The sequence below is a fragment of the Curtobacterium sp. MCBD17_034 genome, assembly GCF_003234515.1.
In the GTDB taxonomy this organism is placed as follows: Bacteria; Actinomycetota; Actinomycetes; order Actinomycetales; family Microbacteriaceae; genus Curtobacterium.
This window is the reverse complement of the sequence record NZ_QKTN01000002.1, coordinates 216,907-238,920: the sequence shown is the minus strand read 5'-3', so window position 1 is coordinate 238,920 and position 22,014 is coordinate 216,907. Positions and strand designations below refer to the sequence as shown.

16 protein-coding genes and 1 tRNA gene are annotated in these 22,014 nt (G+C 73.5%); 12 read left to right on the top strand and 5 right to left on the bottom strand.

The features are described 5' to 3' along the window. Positions 1–4: 4 nt before the first annotated feature. The 3 genes from DEI92_RS04850 to DEI92_RS04840 form a co-directional block, all read right to left on the bottom strand. Complete coding sequence (locus DEI92_RS04850; RefSeq protein WP_111012567.1) at positions 5–2,410, bottom strand: glycosyltransferase; 2,406 nt, start codon at positions 2,408–2,410, stop codon at positions 5–7. 16 nt (positions 2,411–2,426) lie between these two features. Continuing rightward, positions 2,427–3,896, bottom strand: coding sequence for a sugar transferase (locus tag DEI92_RS04845; RefSeq protein WP_111012566.1), 1,470 nt, complete (start codon positions 3,894–3,896; stop codon positions 2,427–2,429). Between the two features lie 279 nt (positions 3,897–4,175). After that, positions 4,176–5,150: a glycosyltransferase gene (locus DEI92_RS04840; RefSeq protein WP_111012565.1), complete on the bottom strand. Its 975-nt coding sequence runs from the start codon at positions 5,148–5,150 to the stop codon at positions 4,176–4,178. A gap of 271 nt (positions 5,151–5,421) precedes the next feature. Here DEI92_RS04840 and DEI92_RS04835 point away from each other — a divergent pair, with 271 nt between their 5' ends. The 7 genes from DEI92_RS04835 (at position 5,422) to DEI92_RS04805 (ending at position 13,309) form a co-directional block, all read left to right on the top strand. Continuing rightward, the gene (locus DEI92_RS04835) at positions 5,422–6,672 is read left to right on the top strand and encodes a hypothetical protein (protein ID WP_111012564.1); all 1,251 of its coding nucleotides are present in this window, start codon (positions 5,422–5,424) and stop codon (positions 6,670–6,672) included. Beyond that, on the top strand, positions 6,669–8,072 hold the full coding sequence (locus DEI92_RS04830; protein WP_111008712.1) for a Wzz/FepE/Etk N-terminal domain-containing protein: 1,404 nt from the start codon (positions 6,669–6,671) through the stop codon (positions 8,070–8,072). Before DEI92_RS04835 ends, DEI92_RS04830 begins: the two co-directional genes overlap by 4 nt. After that, complete coding sequence (locus tag DEI92_RS04825; protein ID WP_111012563.1) at positions 8,069–9,424, top strand: hypothetical protein; 1,356 nt, start codon at positions 8,069–8,071, stop codon at positions 9,422–9,424. The genes DEI92_RS04830 and DEI92_RS04825 overlap by 4 nt, the downstream gene beginning before the upstream one ends. After that, on the top strand, positions 9,421–10,809 hold the full coding sequence (locus tag DEI92_RS04820; RefSeq protein ID WP_111008714.1) for a hypothetical protein: 1,389 nt from the start codon (positions 9,421–9,423) through the stop codon (positions 10,807–10,809). Before DEI92_RS04825 ends, DEI92_RS04820 begins: the two co-directional genes overlap by 4 nt. Next, complete coding sequence (locus DEI92_RS04815; protein WP_111012562.1) at positions 10,809–12,062, top strand: hypothetical protein; 1,254 nt, start codon at positions 10,809–10,811, stop codon at positions 12,060–12,062. The genes DEI92_RS04820 and DEI92_RS04815 overlap by 1 nt, the downstream gene beginning before the upstream one ends. Positions 12,063–12,145: 83 nt before the next feature. Further along, positions 12,146–12,218: transfer RNA gene (locus tag DEI92_RS04810), tRNA-Val, on the top strand. Between the two features lie 92 nt (positions 12,219–12,310). After that, on the top strand, positions 12,311–13,309 hold the full coding sequence (locus DEI92_RS04805; protein ID WP_111012561.1) for a GNAT family N-acetyltransferase: 999 nt from the start codon (positions 12,311–12,313) through the stop codon (positions 13,307–13,309). Between the two features lie 15 nt (positions 13,310–13,324). On the opposite strand, the gene DEI92_RS04800 is transcribed toward DEI92_RS04805, so the two are convergent. Further along, entirely contained in the window at positions 13,325–14,302 is a 978-nt protein-coding gene (locus DEI92_RS04800) for an AraC family transcriptional regulator (RefSeq protein ID WP_111012560.1), read from the bottom strand. 74 nt (positions 14,303–14,376) lie between these two features. On the opposite strand from DEI92_RS04800, the gene DEI92_RS04795 reads away from it, so the two are divergent. Continuing rightward, positions 14,377–15,354 carry an SDR family NAD(P)-dependent oxidoreductase gene (locus DEI92_RS04795; RefSeq protein WP_111012849.1) on the top strand — a complete coding sequence of 326 codons (978 nt, stop codon included), beginning with the start codon at positions 14,377–14,379 and terminating at the stop codon, positions 15,352–15,354. Between the two features lie 86 nt (positions 15,355–15,440). On the opposite strand, the gene DEI92_RS04790 is transcribed toward DEI92_RS04795, so the two are convergent. Next, positions 15,441–16,436 carry a hypothetical protein gene (locus DEI92_RS04790; protein WP_146249099.1) on the bottom strand — a complete coding sequence of 332 codons (996 nt, stop codon included), beginning with the start codon at positions 16,434–16,436 and terminating at the stop codon, positions 15,441–15,443. Between the two features lie 1,032 nt (positions 16,437–17,468). On the opposite strand from DEI92_RS04790, the gene DEI92_RS04785 reads away from it, so the two are divergent. The 4 genes from DEI92_RS04785 (at position 17,469) to DEI92_RS04770 (ending at position 21,945) form a co-directional block, all read left to right on the top strand. Beyond that, positions 17,469–19,946, top strand: a complete 2,478-nt coding sequence (locus tag DEI92_RS04785) for a hypothetical protein (RefSeq protein ID WP_111012558.1) — start codon at positions 17,469–17,471, stop codon at positions 19,944–19,946. A gap of 117 nt (positions 19,947–20,063) precedes the next feature. After that, the gene (locus tag DEI92_RS04780; protein WP_111012848.1) at positions 20,064–20,555 is read left to right on the top strand and encodes a heme-degrading domain-containing protein; all 492 of its coding nucleotides are present in this window, start codon (positions 20,064–20,066) and stop codon (positions 20,553–20,555) included. After that, entirely contained in the window at positions 20,552–21,196 is a 645-nt protein-coding gene (locus DEI92_RS04775; RefSeq protein WP_111012557.1) for a class I SAM-dependent methyltransferase, read from the top strand. Before DEI92_RS04780 ends, DEI92_RS04775 begins: the two co-directional genes overlap by 4 nt. Positions 21,197–21,402: 206 nt before the next feature. After that, complete coding sequence (locus tag DEI92_RS04770) at positions 21,403–21,945, top strand: hypothetical protein (RefSeq protein WP_111012556.1); 543 nt, start codon at positions 21,403–21,405, stop codon at positions 21,943–21,945. The last annotated feature ends 69 nt before the right edge of the window (positions 21,946–22,014 follow it).

The window sequence follows — 22,014 nt, the reverse complement described above, 5'->3', positions numbered from 1 at the left end:
ATCCTCATGCCGCGCCTCCCGCCCGGACCAGGCGCGTCACCGCGTCGTGGAGGAGCGTGGCGCTGCGGTCCCACGAGAACCGGTCGCGGATCGTCGCGGCCCGGCGGGTGCGCTCGTCGGCAGCGGTCGGCCCGGTGAGCGCGGCGGTGAGCCCGTCGCGGATCGCGTCGGTCGAGGTCGGGTCCACGTAGGTGGCGTCGTCACCGCACACCCAGCGCAGGGCCGGCACGTCCGAGACGAGGACGTCCGATCCGGCGGCGAACGCCTCGACGGCGGGGAGGCCGAAGCCCTCGTCGAGGCTCGGGAACGCCACCAGCGCGGCGTGGGCGTAGAGGCGGGCGAGCTCGGCGTCGTCGACGTACCCGAGGCGGAGCGCCCCGCGGTCGTCCGCGTCAGTGCGCGCGTAGATCGCGCTCCCGCCGCCGACCATCACGAGGGGGTGCGTCGTCCGCAGGGCCTCCGGGAGCGCGGCGTGCGCGGCGACGAGCCGGGCGGTGTTCTTGCGCGGGTCGTCACTGCCCACGGCGAGCACGTACCGTCCGGCGGCCTCACGCGCACCGGTGGACTCGGGCACCGCGAGGCCGGGGCGGAACGGGTCCGCGGGCGCGTTCGGCACCGTGACGACCGGGGTGCCCGGGCCGAGCAGGGCCCGGACGCGCCCCGCGATGGGCTCGCTCACCGCGACCACGAGGGCGGCCGAGCGGAGCTGGGTCCGCAGCACCGGCGCGTGCGTCGCGACGTACCGCCGGCTGAACCACTCCGGGTGGTCGAGGACGAACAGGTCGTGCACGACGACGACGTGCCGGGCCGCGAGCGCGGGACCGCGGCTCGTCAGCGTGAGCAGGTACTCGTCGGGGGACCGGCCGACGCCGGCGGACTGGGCTCGGGCCCAGGCGGCGATCGGACGGTCCCCACCGGTGCCGGCCGCGGTCTCGCGGACGTCCGGGAGGCCCGACAGCCGATCCGCGATCTCGGTCGCGTACCGCTGCTGCCCCGTCACCCGCTGCGTGCGGAAGGCGCCGTTCACGACGATGCGGGCGCCGACGGGGGAGCGCCGACCGCGGCGGCCGGTACGCGGCCCGCGGCCGGGGACCGGCACCGCGAGGAGGGGCTCGTCGTCGAGGTCGTGCTCGGACCGCCGCGCACCGGGGCGGAGCGGGGCCGACGCCATGGCGGCCGGCTCGTCCCTCGCGACGGCGGTCACGCCGTGCCGGGTCACCGACCAGGCCGGGGCGGACGTCGCGGCCGCGGCGATCGGCACGCCGGAGCCCGCCGTGACGAGCGCCGCCGCCGTGCCACCGGCCAGGACCGGGAGCATCCAGTCCCGCACCTCGTCGGCGAACCGCTCGGCGCCGAAGTCCCGCGCCCGTCGGCGACAGGCGTCGGGGTCGACCGTGACGGCACGGTCGACGGCGGCCGCGAGTTCGTGCGGGCCGAGGCCGGACGCCACCGCGCCCGTGACGCCGTCGACGACCGACTCGGTCGCGCCGCCGGTCGGTCCGACGACGACCGGGACGCCGAGCGCCATCGCCTCGACCGGCATGATGCCGAAGTCCTCGACGGCCGGGAACACGTACACGGCCGCCTGCGCCATCACGGCCCGGAGCAGCCGGTCGGACGGGTCGAGCACGAACCGGACGGGCACACGCGCCGCCGCGGCGTGGGCCTCGAGCGCCGCCTGCTCCGGGCCGCCCCCGGCGAGTACGACGGGACGCCCGGCGGCCTCGCCGGCCGCGATGACGAGGTCGAGTCGCTTGTAGGGGATGAACCGGGAGGCACCGAGTACGTAACCGGCCGGTAAGGCGTCGAGGACGTGGCGTTCGTCGTCGTCGAGCAGGGCCCGCCAGTCGGACACGGCCTGGAGGTCGGCGACCTCGACCGGTGGGTGGATCACGCGGGAGTCCTTGCCCCAGGTGTCGCGGATGCGGCCCTGCACGAAGGCGCTGTTCGCCGCGATGTTCCGATGGGCCGCAGCGCGGCGCCGATCGGTCAGGCGGAGCGGCACGGCGGCGATCCGGCTCGCGAGCCCGTTCCCGCGGCCGTCGAACTCCGGGGTCCAGACGTACCGGGCGGGCGTGTGCACGTACGCGAAGTGCCGGTCGGCGGGCACGGCCGAGTGGGCGACGACCTGGTGCGAGAACGCGTGCGAGCTCGACAGCACCCAGTCGTACCCCTCGGCGCGGAGCCGACGCCACACGGCGGGCATCGCGGGGAGCGCCAGGGCCTTGCGACCGCGGAGCGGGGTGCGAGCGAGGAGGCTCTCGGTGACCCGTCCGGGTGCGAAGCGGTCGGGCGCCTCGTTCCAGAGGCAGAACACGTCCGCGTCCGGGTACATGCGGGCGAAGGCGTCGAGGACCTTCTCGGACCCGCCGGAACGGCCGATCCACTCGTGGACGATGAGTCCGGGCATGACTCGTCGTTCCTTCCTAGTAGGCGCCGTCGGAACCGACGACGGCACGAGCGGTGCGCCAGAGGATCCCGAGGTCGAGGGCGAGGGACCAGTTCTCGACGTAGTCGAGGTCGAGGCGGATGGCTTCCTGCCACGACAGGCGGGAGCGGCCGCTCACCTGCCAGAGGCCGGTCATGCCGGGGCGCACCTTGAGACGTCGGTGTGCGCTGGCGTCGTAGAGGGCGATCTCGGCGGGCCGCTGGGGGCGGGGACCGACGAGGCTCATGTCGCCGCGGAGGACGTTGACGAGCTGGGGCAGCTCGTCGATGGAGTACCGGCGGATGAACGCCCCGATCCGGGTCAGCCGGGGGTCGTCCGCGATCTTGAACAGGGGCCGGTCGCTGGTGCCCTGCGCCGCCAGGAGCTTGTGCAGGTGGGCGTCGGCGTCGGTCACCATCGAGCGGAACTTGAGGATGTCGAATGCCTGGTGCCCGGCGCCGATCCGCTCCTGCCGGTAGAACACCGGGCCGGCGCTCGTGGTCCGGACCGCGATCGCGACGACGAGGAGGAGCGGCGAGAGCGCCGCGAGCAACAGGAGGGAGCCCACGACGTCCGTCGCCCGCTTCACCACGCGCTGCGGCCCGGTGTAGGTGGGCGCGGCGACGTGCAGCACGGACAGACCCGCGATGCGTTCGCTCCGGAGCCGCCCGGTCGCGACGTCGACGATGGTCGGGGCGACGACGAGTTCGCACGCGCGGTGTTCGAGGTCCCAGCTGAGCTTCCGGACCCGGTCCGCGGTCAGGGCGTCGGCCCCGGTCACGAGGACGAGGTCCGCCCCGGTCGCATCGAGCGCCTCGGCGACGCGCACGGGGAGGTCGACGTCGAGGGCGTCGGGCGCGGGCACGACCGATGCGACGACGTCCCACCCGGCGGCGACACGGCTGGTGAGGTGTGCGGTGGCCTCGGCGATGCCGGCGGGGGAGCCGACGAGGACGATCCGGCGGCGCAGGCGGCCCGCGAGTCGTTCGCGTCGGATCCACCGCACCCAGGACAGCCGGGCCACGAGGAGGAGGACGACCCCCGCGGCGACGGCCCAGGGGAGGCCGACGCCACGGAGGTCGATCCCGGTGGACCACGATGCGAGGGCGAGGGTCGCGACGGACGCAGCCGTCGCGGTGAGGATCGCCCCCACACCGTGGTTCCCGTTGCCGAGCCCGAGGAGGCCACGTCGCTCGAACACCGCGAGCCACACGATCCAGACCACGGCGACACCTGCGAGCAGGGCGATGCGGGAGATCGTGGAGCGGGAGAGGTCGGGTACGAGCATCGAGGCTCCGAGTGCCGCCACGACGAGCACGGCGTCCGTCAGACCCACCACGGCACGGAGCCGTTCGGCGGATCGGTCGGGCACCGCAACGGCGTGCGGGGCATCCGTCCAGATGGGGGATTCAGCGGTGGGCGCGTCCGGGTCGGGGTTGCCGGGCGCGTCGAACACTGCATTCGACATGGGTGAGCCTGCTCTTCGGGTCAACAGGTGACCGACGGCGATCCGTTCGGGGACGACGATCGCCGACGCACTCGTCGTCTTCGGGAACGACGGGTCCGCGGTCGTGTTCGGGGCACGACGCGGTTGAGCAGTCAGAGGGTCGATCCTGGCCGGGTAACCGAGGGTCGAGCGGATTCGGGTTCCGCGTGCTGGCCACGGTATTGCCCCGGCTCGCGACCGTCAAGCAACCGCGACGGGATTCCTGACCCGGACGGGCGTCCAGCGGCGTGTCGCCGTCCGTCAGCCGACCGGCGTCGGGTGGAGGGCGCGGCGCAGTCGGTACCCCCGGATCGCCATGGCACGGCGGAGGAACCGGGCCAGGGCGTCCTGGAGGCGCCACGCTCGGAACACGCCGGCGACTCGGTACGCGATCCGGATGATCGACTCGGATGTCCCGGGCGTGTCGCGGTCGCCGATGTGCTGCTGGATCCGCCCGAGGCGCCCGTGGGTGGCCGGCACGACGACGAGGTCACCGAGCTGACCGGGGAGTTCCGGCCACAGGTCCTCGAGATCCGCGACGGCCTCGCCGCGCACGACGCACTCGGCGACGAACGCGTCGATGCCCCGGGTGTGCAGATGCCGAGCCGCGGCACGCTCGTCGAAGCCGGCACCCGCGCCGATGGCCGCGAGCCGGAGCCCGAGGTCGAGGTCCTCGTTGTAGCCGAGCTCCACCGGCGGCCGGTACGCCTCGGCCTCGCGGTAGAGGTCGCGGGGGATGCTCGCATTGCCACCCCAGAAGGACGTCAGCAGCGTCATGGCGTCCCCGGTGCGCCAGACCGCGACCTGGTTCTCGTAGTCGCGGGCGTAGATGCGGGTCGCCGCCTCGTCGCGGCCCCGACGGGGTGTCAGACGCACGGGCATGTAGCCGAGCAGGGCGCTGCGGGGGTGCTCCGCGTGGAAGGCCCGGTGGCGTTCGACCAGCCCCTCGAGCGGCAGGACGTCGTCGTCGGCGACGAGCACGACGTCGCAGGTGGCGGCCTCGAGCCCGACCGAGCGCGCGATCGACCTCCCGCGGTTCTCGGGGAGCGTGATGAGCCGCATGCGGGGGTCCGCCGTCGCCCGGGCGAGCGCGGCCTCCGCCCCGTCGTGCGGGCCGTCGAGCACGACGACGAGCTCGTCGAGGTCCTGTCGGAGCCAGTGGTCGAGCATGTCGGACAGGCGGTCGAGGCGTCGGTAGGACGGGACGACGACGGAGATGGTCGGGAGGTGCGACATTCGGGTCTCGCGTTTCTCGGGTTCGGGTCAGGGTCGGCGCACGAGCCGGACGGGTACTGGACATCGGCGCTGAGCGTCGCTATTGTCGCAGCCACGACGAGCCAGTCAACCCGCTGACGCCGCCCCGAACCGGCGTCACGACCACGGTGCCCCGGACCCCGAACCCAGGGCACGACTCGCGGCGAGGACCCGAAACCCCGCAGCGTGACGTCGAGCGAACCGACGGTGGCGTACCCGAACGCCCGGCTCCATACCCGAACGGCGCCCACCCATGCCCATTCGTGAGCGGCTCCACGACCAACTCGACCTGGTCGTGGTCCTCGGTCCCGTCCGTGAGGACGTCATCGACGCCCTGCCCGACGCCCTCCACCGACACCTGATCAGCGACGACGGCAGCGAGCTCCGTCGCGCCTACCGTCCGGACCGGGCCTGGGGGCACGTCTCCCGCCGCACGGCCGACTCGCTCGCGGACGACGTCCTCGACGTCGCCGTCGACGGCCTGGAACCGGCCGAGATGGCGACGCACCTCCTCGACGCCGGCTACGCGGTCCTCCCGATCCGGATGCTCGTGTCCGGCGGACTGATCGCGGTCCTCGTGCCGCACGACCTCTTCGACGGCGCCTCCAGCGGCCACCACATCCGGCGCGTGCTCGCGATCGCCGCGGGTGAGCCGGAGGGGCGCACCGTGCGCCCGCCGACCCGGCGGCCGTTGGCCGCCACCATGCGGGTCGCGGGGCTCGACCGTCCCGGCCCGCTCCGTCTCGCCCGGGCGGCCCGGCGGGACGCGGAGCGACAGGTGCCACCCGACCCCCAGGTACCCGGCGGGCTCGCCGTCGACCGTGCACGGCGCCTCCGCGGGTTCCGCACCGTCCAGCTCGACGAACAGGAACTGCGCACGCTCGACGCCCGTGCGGTCGACGGAGCCGGGCGCCGCACCACGCGCGGCATGAAGCTGTCGGCCGCCGTGCTCGACGCCATCGCCGACGCCGTCCCGCCGACGACTGACTTCACCATCCGGATGAACGTCGACCTCCGTCGCTGGGCGCCCCGCGGCGAGCGGGTCCAGGGCCCGTTCTCGACGTCGTACCCGATCGGTCGGCTCCGGACGATGCGACGCGACGCGGCATCGGTGCACGAGCAGGTCCGCCGGGCGATCGAGACGCGGGCACCGCTCGCGGCCCTCGTCGGCGACGTCGTCGGCCTGGTCCGCGACCGCGTGCGACACCCCTTCCCGATCCCGTCCGGCGACGTCATCCGCACGCAGTTCGACGTCGCCCTCTCCGTCTTCCCCTCACTCATCCCGGACGCCGTCTGGCGACCGGGTGCGACCCCGCTCCTGGGCACGATCCTCGTGCACCCGGGGCACGTCGCGAACCCGTACGTCCAGATGTCGCTGGTCGGGTCCGAGGCCTCGATCGCCCTCTGGGACGAGACCGGGATCATCGACCAGGACCGATTCGAACAGTCGCTCCGAGCCGCCGTCACCCCGGCCGCTCGGGTGCGAGAGGAGCACCACGCATGATGAGCGCACCCGACGCGGTCCGCACCGTCCTCCGGCACTGGGCACTCGTGCTCGTCGCCGTCGTCCTCGGCGTCGTGGGCGGTTCCGTCTACAGCGCCACCGCGAGCCCGACGTACAGTTCGTCGTCGCAGGTGCTCGTGACGATCCGCTCGAGCGGCAGCACGACGGACCGCCTGCAGGGCGCGTCGTACATCAGCCAGGTCCTGCCGACCTACACGTCGGCGATCACGAGCTCGTCGGTGCTGGAGCCCGTCATCCAACAGCTCCACCTGTCGACCGGGGTCGCCGCCCTCGCGAAGGACGTCTCGGCGACCGCGGGGACCGACACGGCGATCATCACCGTCACGGCGGACGCGGGCAGCCCGCGCGCCGCCCGTGCGCTCGCCGCCGCGGTCACGAACCGGTTCATCCAGGTCGCACCCGACCTGCTCTCACCCACGAGCGCGGCGGGTACCAGCACCGCCACGGCCGGGGCGTCCGGCGACACGACGCCCGCGGACCTCCGGCTCTCGACCGTCAGCGTGCCGACCACCCCGACCGGTCCGACCAGCCCCGGGCGACTCGTCGTGGTCCTCCTCGGGCTCGTGGCCGGGTTGATCGTCGGGATCGGCATCGCGCTCGCGCTCGGCGCGGCCGACCGTCGGGTCCGGAGCGCCGAGCAGGCCGCCGCGATCGCCGACGCACCGGTCATCGGACGGCTCCCGCGCCTCCCGGCCCGCGCCTGGCACGACCGGTCGTCGGTCCCCGCGTGGACGGAGGCGGTCCGTGACCTCCGCGAGTCGCTCCTCGCCCGGGCAGGCGACCGGCCCACCATCACGTTCCTCGGGAGCACGACGGGCGAGGGCGTGACGACCGTCGTCGCCGACGTGGCGACGGCGTTCGCCCGTGCCGGTGTCCCGACGACCGTGCTCGACATGGACCTCCGGTCGTCCGACCTCCAGGCCGGACTCGCGGTGCGCGGAGAGCGCGGCCTCGTGGACGTCGTGAACGGCCGTGCCGAGTTGTCGGACGTCCTGCTCCGCCCGGCGTCGCTCCCCGCGTTGAGCGTCGTCCCCGGCGGCCGCGGGTCCGATGCGGGCGACGTGTTCACCGCCCGGAACCTGCAGCCGGTCGTGGACCACCTGCACGGCAGCGCCGAGGTCGTCCTCGTCGACACGCCGCCGGCGAACGGCTTCAGTGAGGCCCTCGCGGCCGCCCGCATCGCCACCGCCGTGGTGCTCGTCGTCGGCATCGGCGAGGTCACCACGCCGACGTTGAGCGCCGTGGTGGAGCGGCTCTGGACGAGCGGGCAGGAGGTCCTCGGCGTCGTGGCGGTCCGGGTCCCCGCTCACGTCCGGGTCCCGTCCGCGCACGCGGCGGCCCGCCGGTCCATCGCGGCGACCGCGCCGTCCGGGGCATGAGCACGAGCGAGGCCCTGCGCTCCCGTCGCCGCGGAGCAACCGTCGTGGGCGTCGGCAGCGTGGCCGCCGTCGGCCTCGGCGCCGCCGCCGTGGCGCAACCCGCCGCGATCGTGGTCCTCGTGGCGCTGCCGCTCGTCGCGCTCGTACCCGCGGTGGCGGTCTGCTTCGCCGCCGCGGCCGACGGGGTGACCCTGCCGCTGCTGCTCACGGTGCACAGCGCCACCGCGGTGAACATGGCCGTCCTCGGTGCGACGGTCCTCGCGGCACTGGTCGCCGTCCTCCGTGGGCGGATCGACCGACGCGTCGGGTGGCCGGTGCTCGGCATGGTGGCCCTCGTCCTGCCCGCGACCGTCCTCGCGGTGTTCGAGTTGCCGTCCGCGCAGTGGCTCAGCGGCCTGCGGTACGTGTTCATCCCCCTGCTCGTCGCCCTGTTGGCATCGACGATGACGGCGCGCACGATCCGGACGGTGCTCCGGGTGCTCACCACGCTGCTCGCCGTGAACGCCGTCGTATCGGGCATCGAGTCCGCGCTCGGGTCCGATCGGCTCCTGGCCCTGACCGGCCTGTCCTACGGCACGAACATCCGCAACATCGGCACCACGCTCCGCGCCATGGGGACGTTCGGCACGAACTACCAGCTCGGTGCGTTCGCCGGGGTGCTCGGCGCGGTCGCGCTGCTCTGGTGGGGGACCCTCGAGGACGCCCGACGCGACCGCGTGTGGCGGATCGTCGCGATCGCGTCCGGGGTCGCGTGCCTCGTCTTCAGCACGTACCGCACGGGCATCGTCGTGTTCGTGGTCGCGATCGCGGCCGCCGTGTTCCTGACCCGCGGCGTCGTCGCCGGATGGGTCCGCGTCGCAGCGGCCGTCGGGGGTCTCCTCGCGGTGATCGGGTTCCTGGCCGTCGGCCTCGGGAACGCGGGGAGTCTCCTGGAGCGCTTCGCGGTCTGGGGACAGCTCCTCGCCGCGTCACCGCGGTTCTTCGGACGCGGACTGGGATTCGCCGGTGCCGCGTCGCAGGCGAAGGGCTCCGCGCTCCAGGTCTTCACCGACGACTACTACATCTCGATGTGGCTCCAGTTCGGCGTGGGCGGCGTGCTCGCCATCGTCCTGTTCCTGGCGGTCGCGGTCGCGCTGCACCGTGCCGGCCGCCGCGGCAACCGCCGCGCCGCGCTCGCCGTGACGATCTGGATCGGCGTCCTCGTCGGGTTCTTCTTCGTCGAGCTCTGGGAGTACACGTCCGCCATGTCGATCGTCATGCTCGTCCTCGGTGCATCGGGCTCCCACGCCCGCGCCGTCGACACCGGACCCGTCACCGTTCCCGCACCCCGTCCATCCAGGAGGCCGTTGTGAACACCACCGAGACCGACGGACGCACCCGCCGGGAGGCCCGGGTCGACAGCGAGGGCGTCGGTCGCCGCATCCGCACCTTCGGCTGGTTCTTCGCGACCGTCGTGGTGTCCGGGGCGTCGAGCATCGTCACCATCCCCGTGATCGTCACCCTCACGAGCGCCCACTCCTGGGCCGCGGTCGCGCTGGGTCAGGCCGTCGGGTCGTCCCTCAGCGTCCTGACCATGTTCGGGTGGGGCATCACCGGGCCCGCCCGCATCGCGATGATGCCGCGGAGCGAGCACGCCGTCGCCTACTGGGACTCCATCGTCGCCCGCTTGATCGTGCTCGTCCCCGTCCTCGCCATCACGGTCGGCGTGACGTGGGTCATCGCGCCGACCGCGCACCTGGCCGCCGTCGTCGCGGGCGTGGCGATGGCGGCGGGCGGACTCTCCGGCACATGGGCCCTCATCGGCCGACGCGAGCCCGTGGCGCTGTTCTGGGCCGACACCGTGCCGCGCGTGGTCGGGACGGTCCTCGGGGTCGGCGCGCTCGCGTTGGGCGGTGGGCTCATCGCCTTCTCGGCGCTGCAGCTCGCCGGCGCTCTCGCCGCGTTCGTCATCGTGTCCGTGCGACTCCTCGGCGGAGTGCGGCGGCCCGCGGGCGGGGTCCACGACGCGGCCGGCGCGTGGCGGGTCATCCGCGAACAGCGCCACGGCGTCGCCGTCGCCGTCGCCGTCGCCGCGTACTACCCGCTCGTGCTCGTGATCGTCGCGCGGTTCATCCCGGCGCAGCTCCCGCTGTACGCGCTCAACGAGAAGCTCCTGCGGTTCGCGACGATGGCGATGCAGCCGGTGCATCAGTACATGCAGGCCGCGGTCCCGTCCCAGCAGGGACGTGCCCTCGTCCGCGCCCTCCGGCGCTCGCTCGCCGCGATCCTCGTCATCTCGGTGCTGGCCTGGGTGGTCTACACCGTGCTGCTGCCCGTCGCGAGCGGTCTGCTCACCGCGGGCCAGGTCCAGGTGCCCGCGTTCGCGGGACTCATGCTCGGCGCGTTCATGGGCTTCAGCGTCCTCGGGAGCTACATGACGAGCGTCGCGCTCGTGGCCGTCGACCGCGTCGGCGTCATCAGCCGCGGTTCCCTCATCGGGTTCGGCGCCGGGCTCCTCGCCGTCCTGCTCACCGCGCTCATCGGCGCGGCGGACGCCCTCGCCGCGGGGTTCGTCGTGACGGGGATCGTCACCGTCCTGTACCAGACCACCGTGTTCGTGCGGGCGATGCCGCGGCACGCGGACGTCCAGTCCGACATCGTGCTGCTCGACGCCCCCGAGCCCACCGAGCCCGCCGCACCGGGCCTCCCGCCTGCCGGATCCGGGGCCGTCGCCCCGATCGTCGTGCCGGAGGTCTGATGGCGGCACACGCTCCCGGCGACGGGGCGCACCGCCCGACGAGGGCACGCCGCCGCCACCGATGGGCGTACCTCGTCGCGGGCGGGGTGGCCCTCGTCGTGCTCGTCGGCGTCGGCGCCGTCTGGGTGCACCGGACGTCCGGCGCGGCGTCGACCCTGTCGGCCTGCGGTGACCACGGCTCCGTCCCGGCGGACGACGCGGCCGCCCCGTCGGCGTCGGCCTCGGCGCCGAGCGCGCAGGTGCGGTCCGGCACGGCCGTCGACAGCTCGACCCGCGCCTCCCGGGACGCCCTGCGGCGGATGGGGGGACTCGGGTTCACCCAGGGCGACCAGCCGATGACCCTCGGCTCGGCGCGGCTGACGACGCTGTTCCGCGGGATCGCCGCCACGGGCGCGACGATCGTCCGGCTCGACCTGAACTGGGCGGCGATCGAGCCGTCCGGCCCGGACTCGTACGACCTCACCCACACGCTCGCCGTCTACCAGGCGTCGACGGCGCACGGCCTCACGGTGCTCCCGGTCCTCACCGGCGTGCCGGGGTGGGCGGGTTCGGCACCAGGCGGATGCGGGCCGGCTTTCGCGGCCTTCATGGACCGTGCCTCGCCCCCGATGCTCGCAGCCGGGGTGCGTGCCGTCGAGATCGGCAACGAGGTGAACATCACCGGGATGTCACCGCAGGCGTACACGCACGACCTGCTCGTCCCGGGAGCACGCGCCTTCCGTGCCGCGGGGATCGCCGCGGGCGTCACGGTCGGCGTGATCTCCACCGGCCTCGCTCCCGCCCGGACCGGGGGCGGCACGTGGTCCCCACCTGACTTCCTGCGTGGCGTCTACGCGGCCGGCGGGGGTGCGTACCTCGACGCGGTCGGCATGCACCCGTACTCCTGGCCGGACGCACCGACCGCGGACGTCGCGTGGAACTGGCTCCGGGGTGCGACGGACGTCCGTGCCGTCATGGTCGCGAACGGCGACGCCGACAAGGCCATGTGGGCCACCGAGTTCGGGTTCCCGACGAACAGCGATCGCGGCGTCTCGGACGCGCAGCAGGCGAGGTACCTGGCGGTCGGGGCGCGGATCTGGGGCGCCCGTGCGTGGGCCGGCCCGATCGTCATCTACTCGTACCAGGACCTCGACACCGGCGCCCGCGACCCCGAGGACAACTTCGGGGTCCGCGACACCGACGGGACCGCGAAGCCCGCGTACGACGTGGTGCGGGACCTCGCCGCGGCTGCAGCTGCCCAGGGCGAGGGGTAGGGCGGGTGTCGACGGAGGACCGGTCCGCGCAGCCTCACGGGACCCGAGCGCTCGGTACACTGGGCCTGCCGCTCCGGCGGCGGGGGCCTTTAGCTCAGTTGGTAGAGCGCCACGTTTACACCGTGGACGTCGTCGGTTCGAGCCCGGCAGGGCCCACCTCGACAGCCCGCGTCCGTGGGACCCGTCCGATCGGTCCGCACGCTGCGGACGAGCCCGCGCCGATGCGACGCGGGAGTCAGGAGTCATCCGTGGGAACGGACATCCAGTTCCGAGTCGGCCACGACGAGCGCGAGTGGGACGCCCTCGTCGCGGCGAGTCCGGGCGCCACCGCATTCCACGACTGGTCGTGGCTCCGGATGCAGACCGACCTCCACGGTTGGCGGTTCGAGCCCCTGGTCGTCGAGCACCGCGGCCGTGCGGTCGGCGTGTTCCCCGTCCTGCTGCGGTCGCCCCGCAGAGCGCGACCCGCGGATCCGCCGTTCCCCTTCGTCGGACCGCTCGTGCCCGAGGCGCTCTTGGCGAGCACGTTGCGCCAGTTCCGACGCTGGCAGCTCGTGCACCGGGTGCCGGTCGTCCGGTTCGACTTCGGGCCCGGCGTCGCGGCGGCCGGCGAAGCAGCACTGGTCGGCAACGGATCCGAGTGGAGCGCCGACCGCACGTTCGTCATCGACCTGGTCGGTTCCTCGCCCGAGTCCCTGGTGGCCGGCATGAAACGCGGCGCGCGCCAGGCCCTCCGCGCGGCCGGACGTCACGCGGTGGAGGTCAGACCCGCGCTGCCCGACGAGGTCACGACGTTGCTGCCGCGGGTCCTGAGCGAGTCCTACGAGAGCCGGGGCGTGCCCTCGCCCTATCCCTCGGAGATCGGCGAGCGCGTCGCACGCTGGGCAGCGGATCGGTCCGACGTCTACCTCTCCACCGCACTCGTCGCGGGGGAACCGGTCGGTGTGCTCGTCGCGCTGGGGAGCCACGACGTGGTGACGGGATGGGCGGGTGGAACGCTCCGAGCGCACCGCGCCGTCAACCCGAGCACCGTGCTCTACCACGACATGCTCCGGTGGTCCCTCGCCCGGGGCCACAGCGCGGTCGACCTCGTCGGCTACGTCGACCTGGGCGTGAGCAGGTTCAAGATGTCGCTCGGGGCCGTCGAGCGGCCCTACGTCAACGCCGTCTCGTCGCCGGTGCCGCGCTTCGTGCGATCCGCCGTCGCCCGGGTGCGGGACCGTGGCACGGCGGCCGGCCCGCGCTGACACCGCCTCTCCCGGTCAGCCGGCCGCGATCGCCGGTGCCGGTGCGTCACCGGTCTGCTCCGACGAGCGGCGACGCCAGTGGGCGGGGGAGACGCCCACCGCACGCTTGAACGCGGTGCTGAACGCGCTCTCCGAGCCGTAGCCGAGCTCCGCGGCCAGGGCGCCGACGCGGACGTCGGGGTCGCGGAGCGCCCGTTGCGCGAGCAGCATCCGCCACCGTGACAGGTACGCGAGGGGTGGGATGCCGGCGACCGTCCGGAACCGCTCGGCGAAGGTCGTGCGGGACATCCCGGCGGCACCTGCGAGCTCGGCGAGGCCCCAGGACCGGCCGGGGTGATCGTGCATGAGTCGGAGCGCGGGCGCGAGCGGTTCGTCGGCGAGCAGGCGGAACCACCCGACGGGCGGCCGCTCCTGCTCCAGGTACGCGCGGAGGACCTCCAGGAGGATGAGTTGCGCGTTCTGACGGATGGCGAACGCGGACCCCAGGCGTCCACTCGATGCCTCGCGGAACAGTTGCGCCACCAGGGTGGCGAGTCGGGCGGCCGCGGGCGTCGAGGCGCGGACGTGCACGAGACCGGGCAGCGCGGTCCGGAACAGCGCCTGCCCGGCCGGGTTGACCTGGATCCACCCGCCGACGAGGACGTCGTCCGTGGAGAGGTCGGCCGCGGCCAACGCCATGGAGTCGAAGCGCGCGTCGGGGACGAACTCCGCAGGCGGTCCGTCGCCGACGCCACCCCGGACCTCCAGGTGCGTCCGGTGGTTCAGCAGGACGACGTCACCGGGGCCCAGTTCGACGGGCCCGATCGGTCCTCCGGGTCCGTCGACGACGATGCGAGCGGAACCGGCGACGAGCGCGACGAGCTTGAGCGGCCGCGTGATCGTCCCGTGGGACGTCCACGAACCCCGGACCGCGAAGCCACCGGTCATCAGGCCGCGGACCTCGACCTGGTCGAGGACGTCGGACAGGGCGTCGCTCTGCGCGGAGTGGACCATGGTCCGTACTCTGCCGCATGAGAACAGGACGCGCGATGATTCCGCGTCCGATCCTCGACGATGAGACTGACGGCATGACCTCGCAGCAGATCCCCCTCGGGACGCCGTTCACCGCAGCCTCCACCGCAACCGACGTCCTCCGGGGCGTCGACCTCACCGGGGAGGAGGCGATCGTCACCGGTGGCCACAGCAGGCTGGGCCGCGAGGTCTCGCGCGCCCTCGCGGCCGCCGGAGCGTCGGTCACGGTCGCCGCTCGCGACACCGCCCGCGCCGCCGAGGCGGTCGCCGGGATCGACGGCGTGCGCGTCGAGCAGCTCGACCTCACCGACCCGGACTCGATCGACGCCTTCGCCGCGCGGTGGAACGAGACCGGACGGCCGGTGCACATGCTCGTGAACAACGCCGCGGTGCTGTTCACCCCCGAGCTCCAGCTCGACGCGCGCGGGCACGAACTCGCCTTCTCGACGTCCCACCTCGGTCACTTCCAGCTCACGCGTGCCCTCCTCCCGGCCCTCCGGGCGGCGCACGGGGCACGCGTCGTCACCGTGACCTCCGGCGCGGCCCGCATCGGGGGCGTGCGGTGGGACGACCTCGACTTCCGGTCCGGCTACGACCCCGTCGCGGCGTACGCCCAGTCGAAGCGGGCGAACGTGTTGTTCACGGTCGAGCTCGACCGACGCACCGCGGGGCAGGACATCCGGGCCTTCGCGGTGCACCCCGGCGTCGTCATCGGACCCGGCCCGCACGCACCCGGGCGCGTCGACTCCTACCGCGCGCAGGGTCTCGTCGACGAGCACGGTGCCACCGTCATCGACCCGGAGGTGGGCAAGAAGACGGTCGAGCAGGGTGCCGCCACCATCGTGTTCGGCGCGGCCAGCCCGTGGCTCGACGGGGTCGGTGGCGTCTACCTCAAGGACAACGACGTCGCCGTCCTCGACGACGTCGAGCGTCCGATGACCGCCGACAGCATCCCGGCCGACGCGAACTCGGCGATGCGTGACCCCGCCGACGCACGGCGCCTGTGGGCGGTGAGCGAACAGCTGCTCGCCTGAGGACGCGCGGTCGCTCCCGCCGCCGACCGTACCGCGTCGTCGGTCGGTCCTCCGTCACCGCCGCCGGGTCCGTCGGGGGCTGCTGGTCAGTAGCTGATGCCGGCGAACGTCGCGTACGACGGCTTCTTGACGTGCGCGGACGTGTACAGGCCGAAGTCACCGTCGATGCCGCCGTCCTGCCAGTCGTAGAGGAACACCGGACCGAGCTGCGGGTACTTCGCGGCGACCTGGAACAGCTGGGTGATCGTCTGCTGCTGCTGCGCGACGGTGTACGCGGGGTAGCCGCCGTCGGTGCCGGTGGGCATCCCGGCCTCGGTGATCCAGATCTTCTTCGCGCTGTCCCCGTTGCTCGACATGATCGCGAGCAGGTCCGGGAGCACGGAGAGGACGTTGTAGCCCCCGTCCGACGTCGCCGGCATCGCCGGGTACACGTACGGGTGCAGGTTCAGCGCGTCGAAGCTGCCGCGCGCCCCGTCCTCGTACATCTGGTCGATGAAGTCGAACGGGTGGTAGTTGCTGCCCTGAGCGCTCCGTGTCGGGGACTCCTTGCCGTAGGGCGCCATACCGGCCATCAGGACGGTCGCCTTCGGGTCCGCGGCGTGGATCATCGGGTACACGGTCTCGAGCAACGCCGTGTACGCGGCCGGGTCCGGGGTCCCGCCCCAGTTCGCCCCGAGGTTGACCTCGTTGCCGATCTCGAACGTGTGCACGCCGAGCGCGGCGAGCTGCGTCACGGAGGACGTCATCCACCCACCGGCCGCCTTGTACCCGGCGGACTCGGGCATCGGCGCGGTGCCGTCACCGAGGATGACGAGCACGTCCAGCCCGGCCGACCGGGCGGCCGTGATCGTCTGGGTCGTCGCGCCACCGTGGCGGCTGGTGTTCCCGGCGTAGTTGTAGTCGAGGCGGACCCACGTCGCACCCGTCGAACGCATGTCGGCGAAGACGGCGGTCGCCGCCGACGCGCTCATCGTGTTGATCGTGTTCTCGTACAGACCACCGGGCGAGATGCCCTTCCCGCGTCCCGAGGAGGCGGGGGAGGGGCTGGCGCCCACCGGGACCCACGCGGGGGTCCCGATCATGGTGATCGGGGTCCGCGGGGGCACCACGGCGGTCGACGAGGCGGCGCTGGCGGCCGGCGACGGCGCAGCGCTGGGTGCCGCGGCGGGCGAGGAGCTGGTCGGCGCCGCGGCGGGCGAGGAGCTGCTCGGTGCGGCCGGTGCCGGCTCGCGGACTCCGACGGCGAGCTGTGCGGCAGGGAGTGCGTCGGACAGCGCGCCGGTGTGCGGTGCTGTCCCGGTCGCGGGCCCACGGGTCGTCCGGGCTTCCACCGAGGCTGCTGCGGCGGACGGCCCTCCGGTCCGAGGAGCCGACGACACCTGCGGGTGCTCGCTCGGAGCCGACCCGCCCCGGACCGTCCCGCTGACCGCACCGGGCGCCGCGGGTGCCGCCACTGCGGCGCCCGTCGGGGAGGCGGGTGCAGCGAAGGCCACGTCGGCGGAACCCTCGGCGCGGGAGCCGGACGCACCGGGCCCGCTGACGCACCCGGTCAGGGTGACGCCCGCGATCACGGCAACGGCGATCGCTGCCCAGGTCCTCCGTGTCCGAGGACGCCGGGAGGACCCGGTGGGTACAGCGACGGAAGTGCTGACGCTTCCTGATCGCGTCCGCGGCCTGCCGGTCAGGTCGTGGTGGTTGGCCATGAGACAAGGAATGCGGCAGCGTGCGCTGCGGACAATTCCCGCGTTCTGGGGACCCTCCCAGAACGTGGGACAAACGGTGCGCGACGGTGGACCGCACCGCGGACCGTCCCGGCGAGCTCCGCGCAGCGCCGGGTGCGGCGCTCGACGTCCCAGTTCGAGGGTGAAACAGTCGGCACCACTACTGCCGAGTCGCCGCCCGAACGTATCGTGGGCGCCGGCCGTCGACCGAGCGAACAGGGGCTCGGGGCACCGTCGGCGGACACGGGTCAGTCGTGTCCGCAGACCTCGTCCACGTTCTGCCGTCCATCGGGGAGGGCGCACGTCGGGGTCGCGTCGATCGACGAGCCGACGAGCGACATCGCACCCACGCCATCGAGTCCCACCGACGGCGTGACCGGACAGGGAGGCAGCATGACCGGCAGCCGCGGCGACCACCGTTCCGCCCACACGACCGGGGCCGGATCCCGAGCGACGAAGGGCACCCTCGCCGGCATCGTCGTCGCCGCACTCGCCGGGGCGACCGTCATCGGCATCGCCGTGCCCGCGTCCGCGTCGCGGCTCCAGCCCGTCGTCCCGGAACCGACGGTGCCGGCCTCCCACGCCTCCACCGGCTCCGCGTCCACCGGTGCGACACCGGCGGACACCCGGGTCGACCTCACCGTCGTGCTGACGCCGCGCGACCGCGCGGCGCTGCGCGACCTGCCCGCGAGGGCGCACGGCCTCTCCGCGCACCAGCGGGGGACCCGGATCGCCGGGACGAGCCCCACGACCTCGGGTCGCGCGCGGGTCGAGGCGGCACTCGTCGACGCCGGCTTCACCGTGTCCGACGCGGGGCCCTGGAACGTCAGTGCGAGCGGGACCGTGGCTGACGCGGAGGCCGTGTTCGGCGTCCGCGTCGTCGGCACCGGCACGCAGATGCACCCCGTCGGCCACCTGACCATGCCGGCGTCCTTCGGAGGCGCGGCAACCGCCGTCCTCGGCATCGATCGGCGGCTCGTCGCGGTGCCGGCAAGCGTGCCGGGGACGCCCGTCAGCGACTTCCGCACGGCCTACTCGGCCTCGGCGAACGCCGGCGCCGGCACCACGATCGCCACCGTGCAGTTCTCCGGCTGGGACGCCGGGGACCTCACCGCCTACGCGAACGCGGCGGGGACCGCTGTCCCGTCGGTGACACAGATCCCGATCGACGGAGCGGACCCGACCGCCCCGAGCGACACGAACGGCGGGGTCGAGGTCGCGCTCGACCAGGAGACCATCCTCGGGAACGCGCCCGCGGCCGCGCAGCGCATCTACTTCGTCAACCAGGACGCCCAGGGCGTGTACGACGCCTACAGCCGCATCGCGGACGACGTCGTGGCCCACGGCATCACCGCGGTCAGCGAGTCCTGGGGGTCCTGCGAGGCCGACATGGACCAGGCCACGCACGCAGCACTCGAGGACGCCATCGACCGCATCGTCGGAGCGGGCGCGACCATGTTCGCCGCGGTCGGCGACACGGGGGCGTCGTGCCAGGGCCTGTCCGGCCCGGCGACCAGCGTCCTCTACCCCGCAGCGAGCTCCACGGTGGTCGCCGTGGGCGGCACCAGCCTCACCGAGAACGCCGACGGCTCGTTCTCCGAGAGCGTGTGGAACAACAGCAGTGGTTCCGGCGGTGGCGGGTACGCCAGCCTCGACTCCGCGTCGTACCAGGCGGGGACGAACGCCGATCCGTCCCGGGGACGAGCCGTCCCCGACATCGCGGCCGAGGCCGACCCCTACCAGGGCCCCGGCATCTACACCAGCAGCACCAACGGCTGGGTGCTCGGTGGTGGGACGAGCCTGTCCACGCCGATGATGGCGGCGCAGCTCGCCACCACCCTCGCGGACCGCGGCTGCACGAGCGGCATCGGCGACATCCACGCCGCGATCTACGCCCACCCTGGTGACTTCCAGGACGTCACGAGCGGGTCGAACGGCACGTACCCGGCGACGGCGGGCTACGACCTCGCGACCGGTCTCGGAAGCCCCAACTGGTCGAAGCTCCGCGGCGACCTGCCCGTGTCACCGGCGTGCTCGTCCACCCCGCCGGTGTCGAGCACCCCGCCCACGGGGACCCCGAGCCCGACGCCGGCCGGCTCGCCCACGGCGGCTCCGACCGCCGCGCCGACGCAGACTCCGGCGCCGACCCCGTCGCCCACCCAGACCCCGTCACCGCCGGTGACCGGGATCTCCGCCGACGGCACCAAGCTCCTCGGCGCCACCACCATGACGGCCGGCCAGAGCATCCACTCCCCGTCGCGTCAGTACCACCTCGACATGCAGGCGGACGGCAACCTCGTCGAGTACGGCAACGGCCGTGCGCTCTGGGCGACCGGCACGACCCGGTACCACGGCGCGCACCTCGCACTGCAGGCGGACGGCAACGCCGTGCTGTACGCCGTCACGGGCAAGGCGGTGTGGGCCACGGGCACCTCGGGGAAGGGAGCTGGCGCCGTCCTGAGCATCGACGACCACGGGCGCCTGAGGCTCACCCGCAACGGCTCGACGTTGTGGAACAACAAGCGCCCCGGCGCGGACACCCTGACACCCGGCGCCGTGATCACCGCCGGTCAGTCCATCTGGGACTCCGCCGAGCGACGCCAGTTCGTCCTGCAGACGGACGGCAACGTCGTCGTCTACAAGGACGGGAAGGCGGTCTGGTCGACCCGTACGAGCGGCAAGGGCGGCGCGAAGCTGACCCTGCAGTCGGACGGGAACCTCGTGCTCTACACGAAGGCGGCCAAGGCCCTGTGGTCGAGCAAGACCAGTCGGTTCGGTGGCTCCGGGATGAAGCTCACGCAGCAGAGCGACGGGAACCTCGTCCTCTACAAGAACGGCAAGGCGGTGTGGGCCACCGGGACCAACCGGTGACCGGGAACCGCCCCCGTCTGCTTGAGGTGGGGGCACGTCCGGCCCGGTGACGGGCCCCGCCCGGTACCGGTACGGTCGGTGTCGACCCGATCGGTCGAGGACGACGAGGAGTTGGCGATGGCGGCACTGCGCGACCTGCAGCCCGAGGAGAAGCTCGAGCGCCTGCTCGCAGAGGAGCGTGAACTCGAGCAGGAGCGCTTCGACCTCGACGACGCATGGGCGGTCGGCTCCTGGCTGCGGGCGACCGCGATCGAGCGCGGGCTCGGCGTCGGCGTCGCCGTCGCCTTCGGTGAGCAGCGGGTGTTCCACGTCGCGACGCCCGGATCCGGCGCGGTGAACGACGCGTGGCTGGATCGGAAGTTCCGGGTCGTTCGCCACTTCGGGCACTCGACGCTCGCGGTCCGGACGCAGTACGAGGCCGACGGCACGACGTTCGGGGCCTCCTCCGCGCTCGACCCGCTGCTGTACCAGGCGGCTGGGGGCGGATTCCCGCTCCGGGTCCGTGGCGCGCTCGTCGGGGTCCTCGGCGTCAGCGGACTCGAGATGCACGCCGATCACGAGTTGGTGGTGGAGGCACTCCGGGCGCACCGCTCGGCCTCCAGCGCGTGAGCGACCCGCTTCTCGAGCAGACCCGATCCGGGTACGACGCAGCGGCGGAAACCTACGCGGAACACCTGCCGGACACGTCCTTCGAAGCGCCGATCGACATGGCGATGGTCGATCACTTCGCGCACATGCTCCCTCGTGCCGCGACCGTCCTCGACGCCGGATGCGGCACCGGCAGGATGCTCCGGCACCTGCAGGACCGTGACGGGACGATGCGGCTCACCGGCGTCGACATCTCGTCCGGGATGCTGGCCCACGCCGCCCGACGAGGGATCGCGGTGGACCTGCGGCAGAGCGACCTCGCGGCCCTGCCGTTCGACGACGCCACGTTCGCGGGCGTGCTCGCGTGGTACTCGATCATCCACACGGCACCCGACGGACTGCGGGACGTCGTCACCGAGGTGCGGCGGGTGCTCCGCCCGGATGGCGTGTTCCTGCTCGGGTTCCAGGCCGGTACCGGCACACGGACGATCGAGCGGCCGTACGGACAGGAGGCCCCCCTCACGGCGTTCCTGCACGAGCCGTCGTCGGTCACCGGGCTCCTGCGGTCACTCGGGTTCCGCGTCGACGCCGTCCTCGACCGCGCGCCCCGGCAGGTGGAGCGGCACCGGCAGGGGTTCGTGCTCGCGCGCACGGCGGGCTGACCAGCCGACCAGGCGTACCGACGTGCATGGGACGGTCCTGGGCCGCCCCGATCCTCCACCCGCGTAGCGTCCGCTCTGCCACGCCAGCCCGGGTCCGGACGCCATCGGCCACCACCCGCGTCGTCGCTGCGACGCTCGACGCGCCGGAGCCGCACCACCGCCGAGACACACACCGCCGGCACCGCCGGAGCAGACCAGGGAGCACCATGTCCGAGAACAACACCGTCATCCGCAGCATGCACGACATCGGGCTCGCCGCCTGGTTCGGCGGGAACCTCATGGGGGCGACCGGCCTGAACGGCGCTGCGGCCGGAGCGAAGGACCCGGTCGAGCGGCTCACGCTGTCGGCGCTCGGGTGGAGCAAGTGGGCGCCGTTGCAGCTGGCGGCGCTCTCGGTCCACGCGATCGGTGGCGCCGGCCTGATCATCGCCAACCGCGACCGGCTCGGCGTGCAGCCGGAGGCCCGGACCAACACGGGCGTCAAGCTGACGCTCACGATCGTCGCCGCCGTGACGACCTTCTGGTCGGCATCGCTGGGCAAGAAGATGGCCGAGCACGCCTCCGAGGGCGCGGCCGGCACGACGGAGGCGTCGCCCGCAGCCTCGTCGACGCTCACGTCAGCGCAGCGTCAGCAGAAGATCCTGCAGTGGGTGACGCCGGTGCTCACGGGCATCCTGCTCGTGATGGGCGCCCAGCAGGGGGAGCAGCAGCGGTCCGCCGCCGGCGTCATGGACAAGCGGCGCCGCTGACCGCACCATCGACGGACGGGAGGGACGGCACGAGCTGGTGCCGTCCCTCCCGTCCGTCGGAGCGGGGTC

Coding starts and splice junctions, on each gene's coding strand:
- DEI92_RS04850 (WP_111012567.1), bottom strand. CDS start 2,410: ATGCCCGGACTCATCGTCCACGAGTGGATCGGCCGTTCCGGCGGGTCC.
- DEI92_RS04845 (WP_111012566.1), bottom strand. CDS start 3,896: ATGTCGAATGCAGTGTTCGACGCGCCCGGCAACCCCGACCCGGACGCG.
- DEI92_RS04840 (WP_111012565.1), bottom strand. CDS start 5,150: ATGTCGCACCTCCCGACCATCTCCGTCGTCGTCCCGTCCTACCGACGC.
- DEI92_RS04835 (WP_111012564.1), top strand. CDS start 5,422: ATGCCCATTCGTGAGCGGCTCCACGACCAACTCGACCTGGTCGTGGTC.
- DEI92_RS04830 (WP_111008712.1), top strand. CDS start 6,669: ATGATGAGCGCACCCGACGCGGTCCGCACCGTCCTCCGGCACTGGGCA.
- DEI92_RS04825 (WP_111012563.1), top strand. CDS start 8,069: ATGAGCACGAGCGAGGCCCTGCGCTCCCGTCGCCGCGGAGCAACCGTC.
- DEI92_RS04815 (WP_111012562.1), top strand. CDS start 10,809: ATGGCGGCACACGCTCCCGGCGACGGGGCGCACCGCCCGACGAGGGCA.
- DEI92_RS04800 (WP_111012560.1), bottom strand. CDS start 14,302: ATGGTCCACTCCGCGCAGAGCGACGCCCTGTCCGACGTCCTCGACCAG.
- DEI92_RS04795 (WP_111012849.1), top strand. CDS start 14,377: ATGACCTCGCAGCAGATCCCCCTCGGGACGCCGTTCACCGCAGCCTCC.
- DEI92_RS04790 (WP_146249099.1), bottom strand. CDS start 16,436: ATGATCGGGACCCCCGCGTGGGTCCCGGTGGGCGCCAGCCCCTCCCCC.
- DEI92_RS04785 (WP_111012558.1), top strand. CDS start 17,469: ATGACCGGCAGCCGCGGCGACCACCGTTCCGCCCACACGACCGGGGCC.
- DEI92_RS04780 (WP_111012848.1), top strand. CDS start 20,064: ATGGCGGCACTGCGCGACCTGCAGCCCGAGGAGAAGCTCGAGCGCCTG.
- DEI92_RS04770 (WP_111012556.1), top strand. CDS start 21,403: ATGTCCGAGAACAACACCGTCATCCGCAGCATGCACGACATCGGGCTC.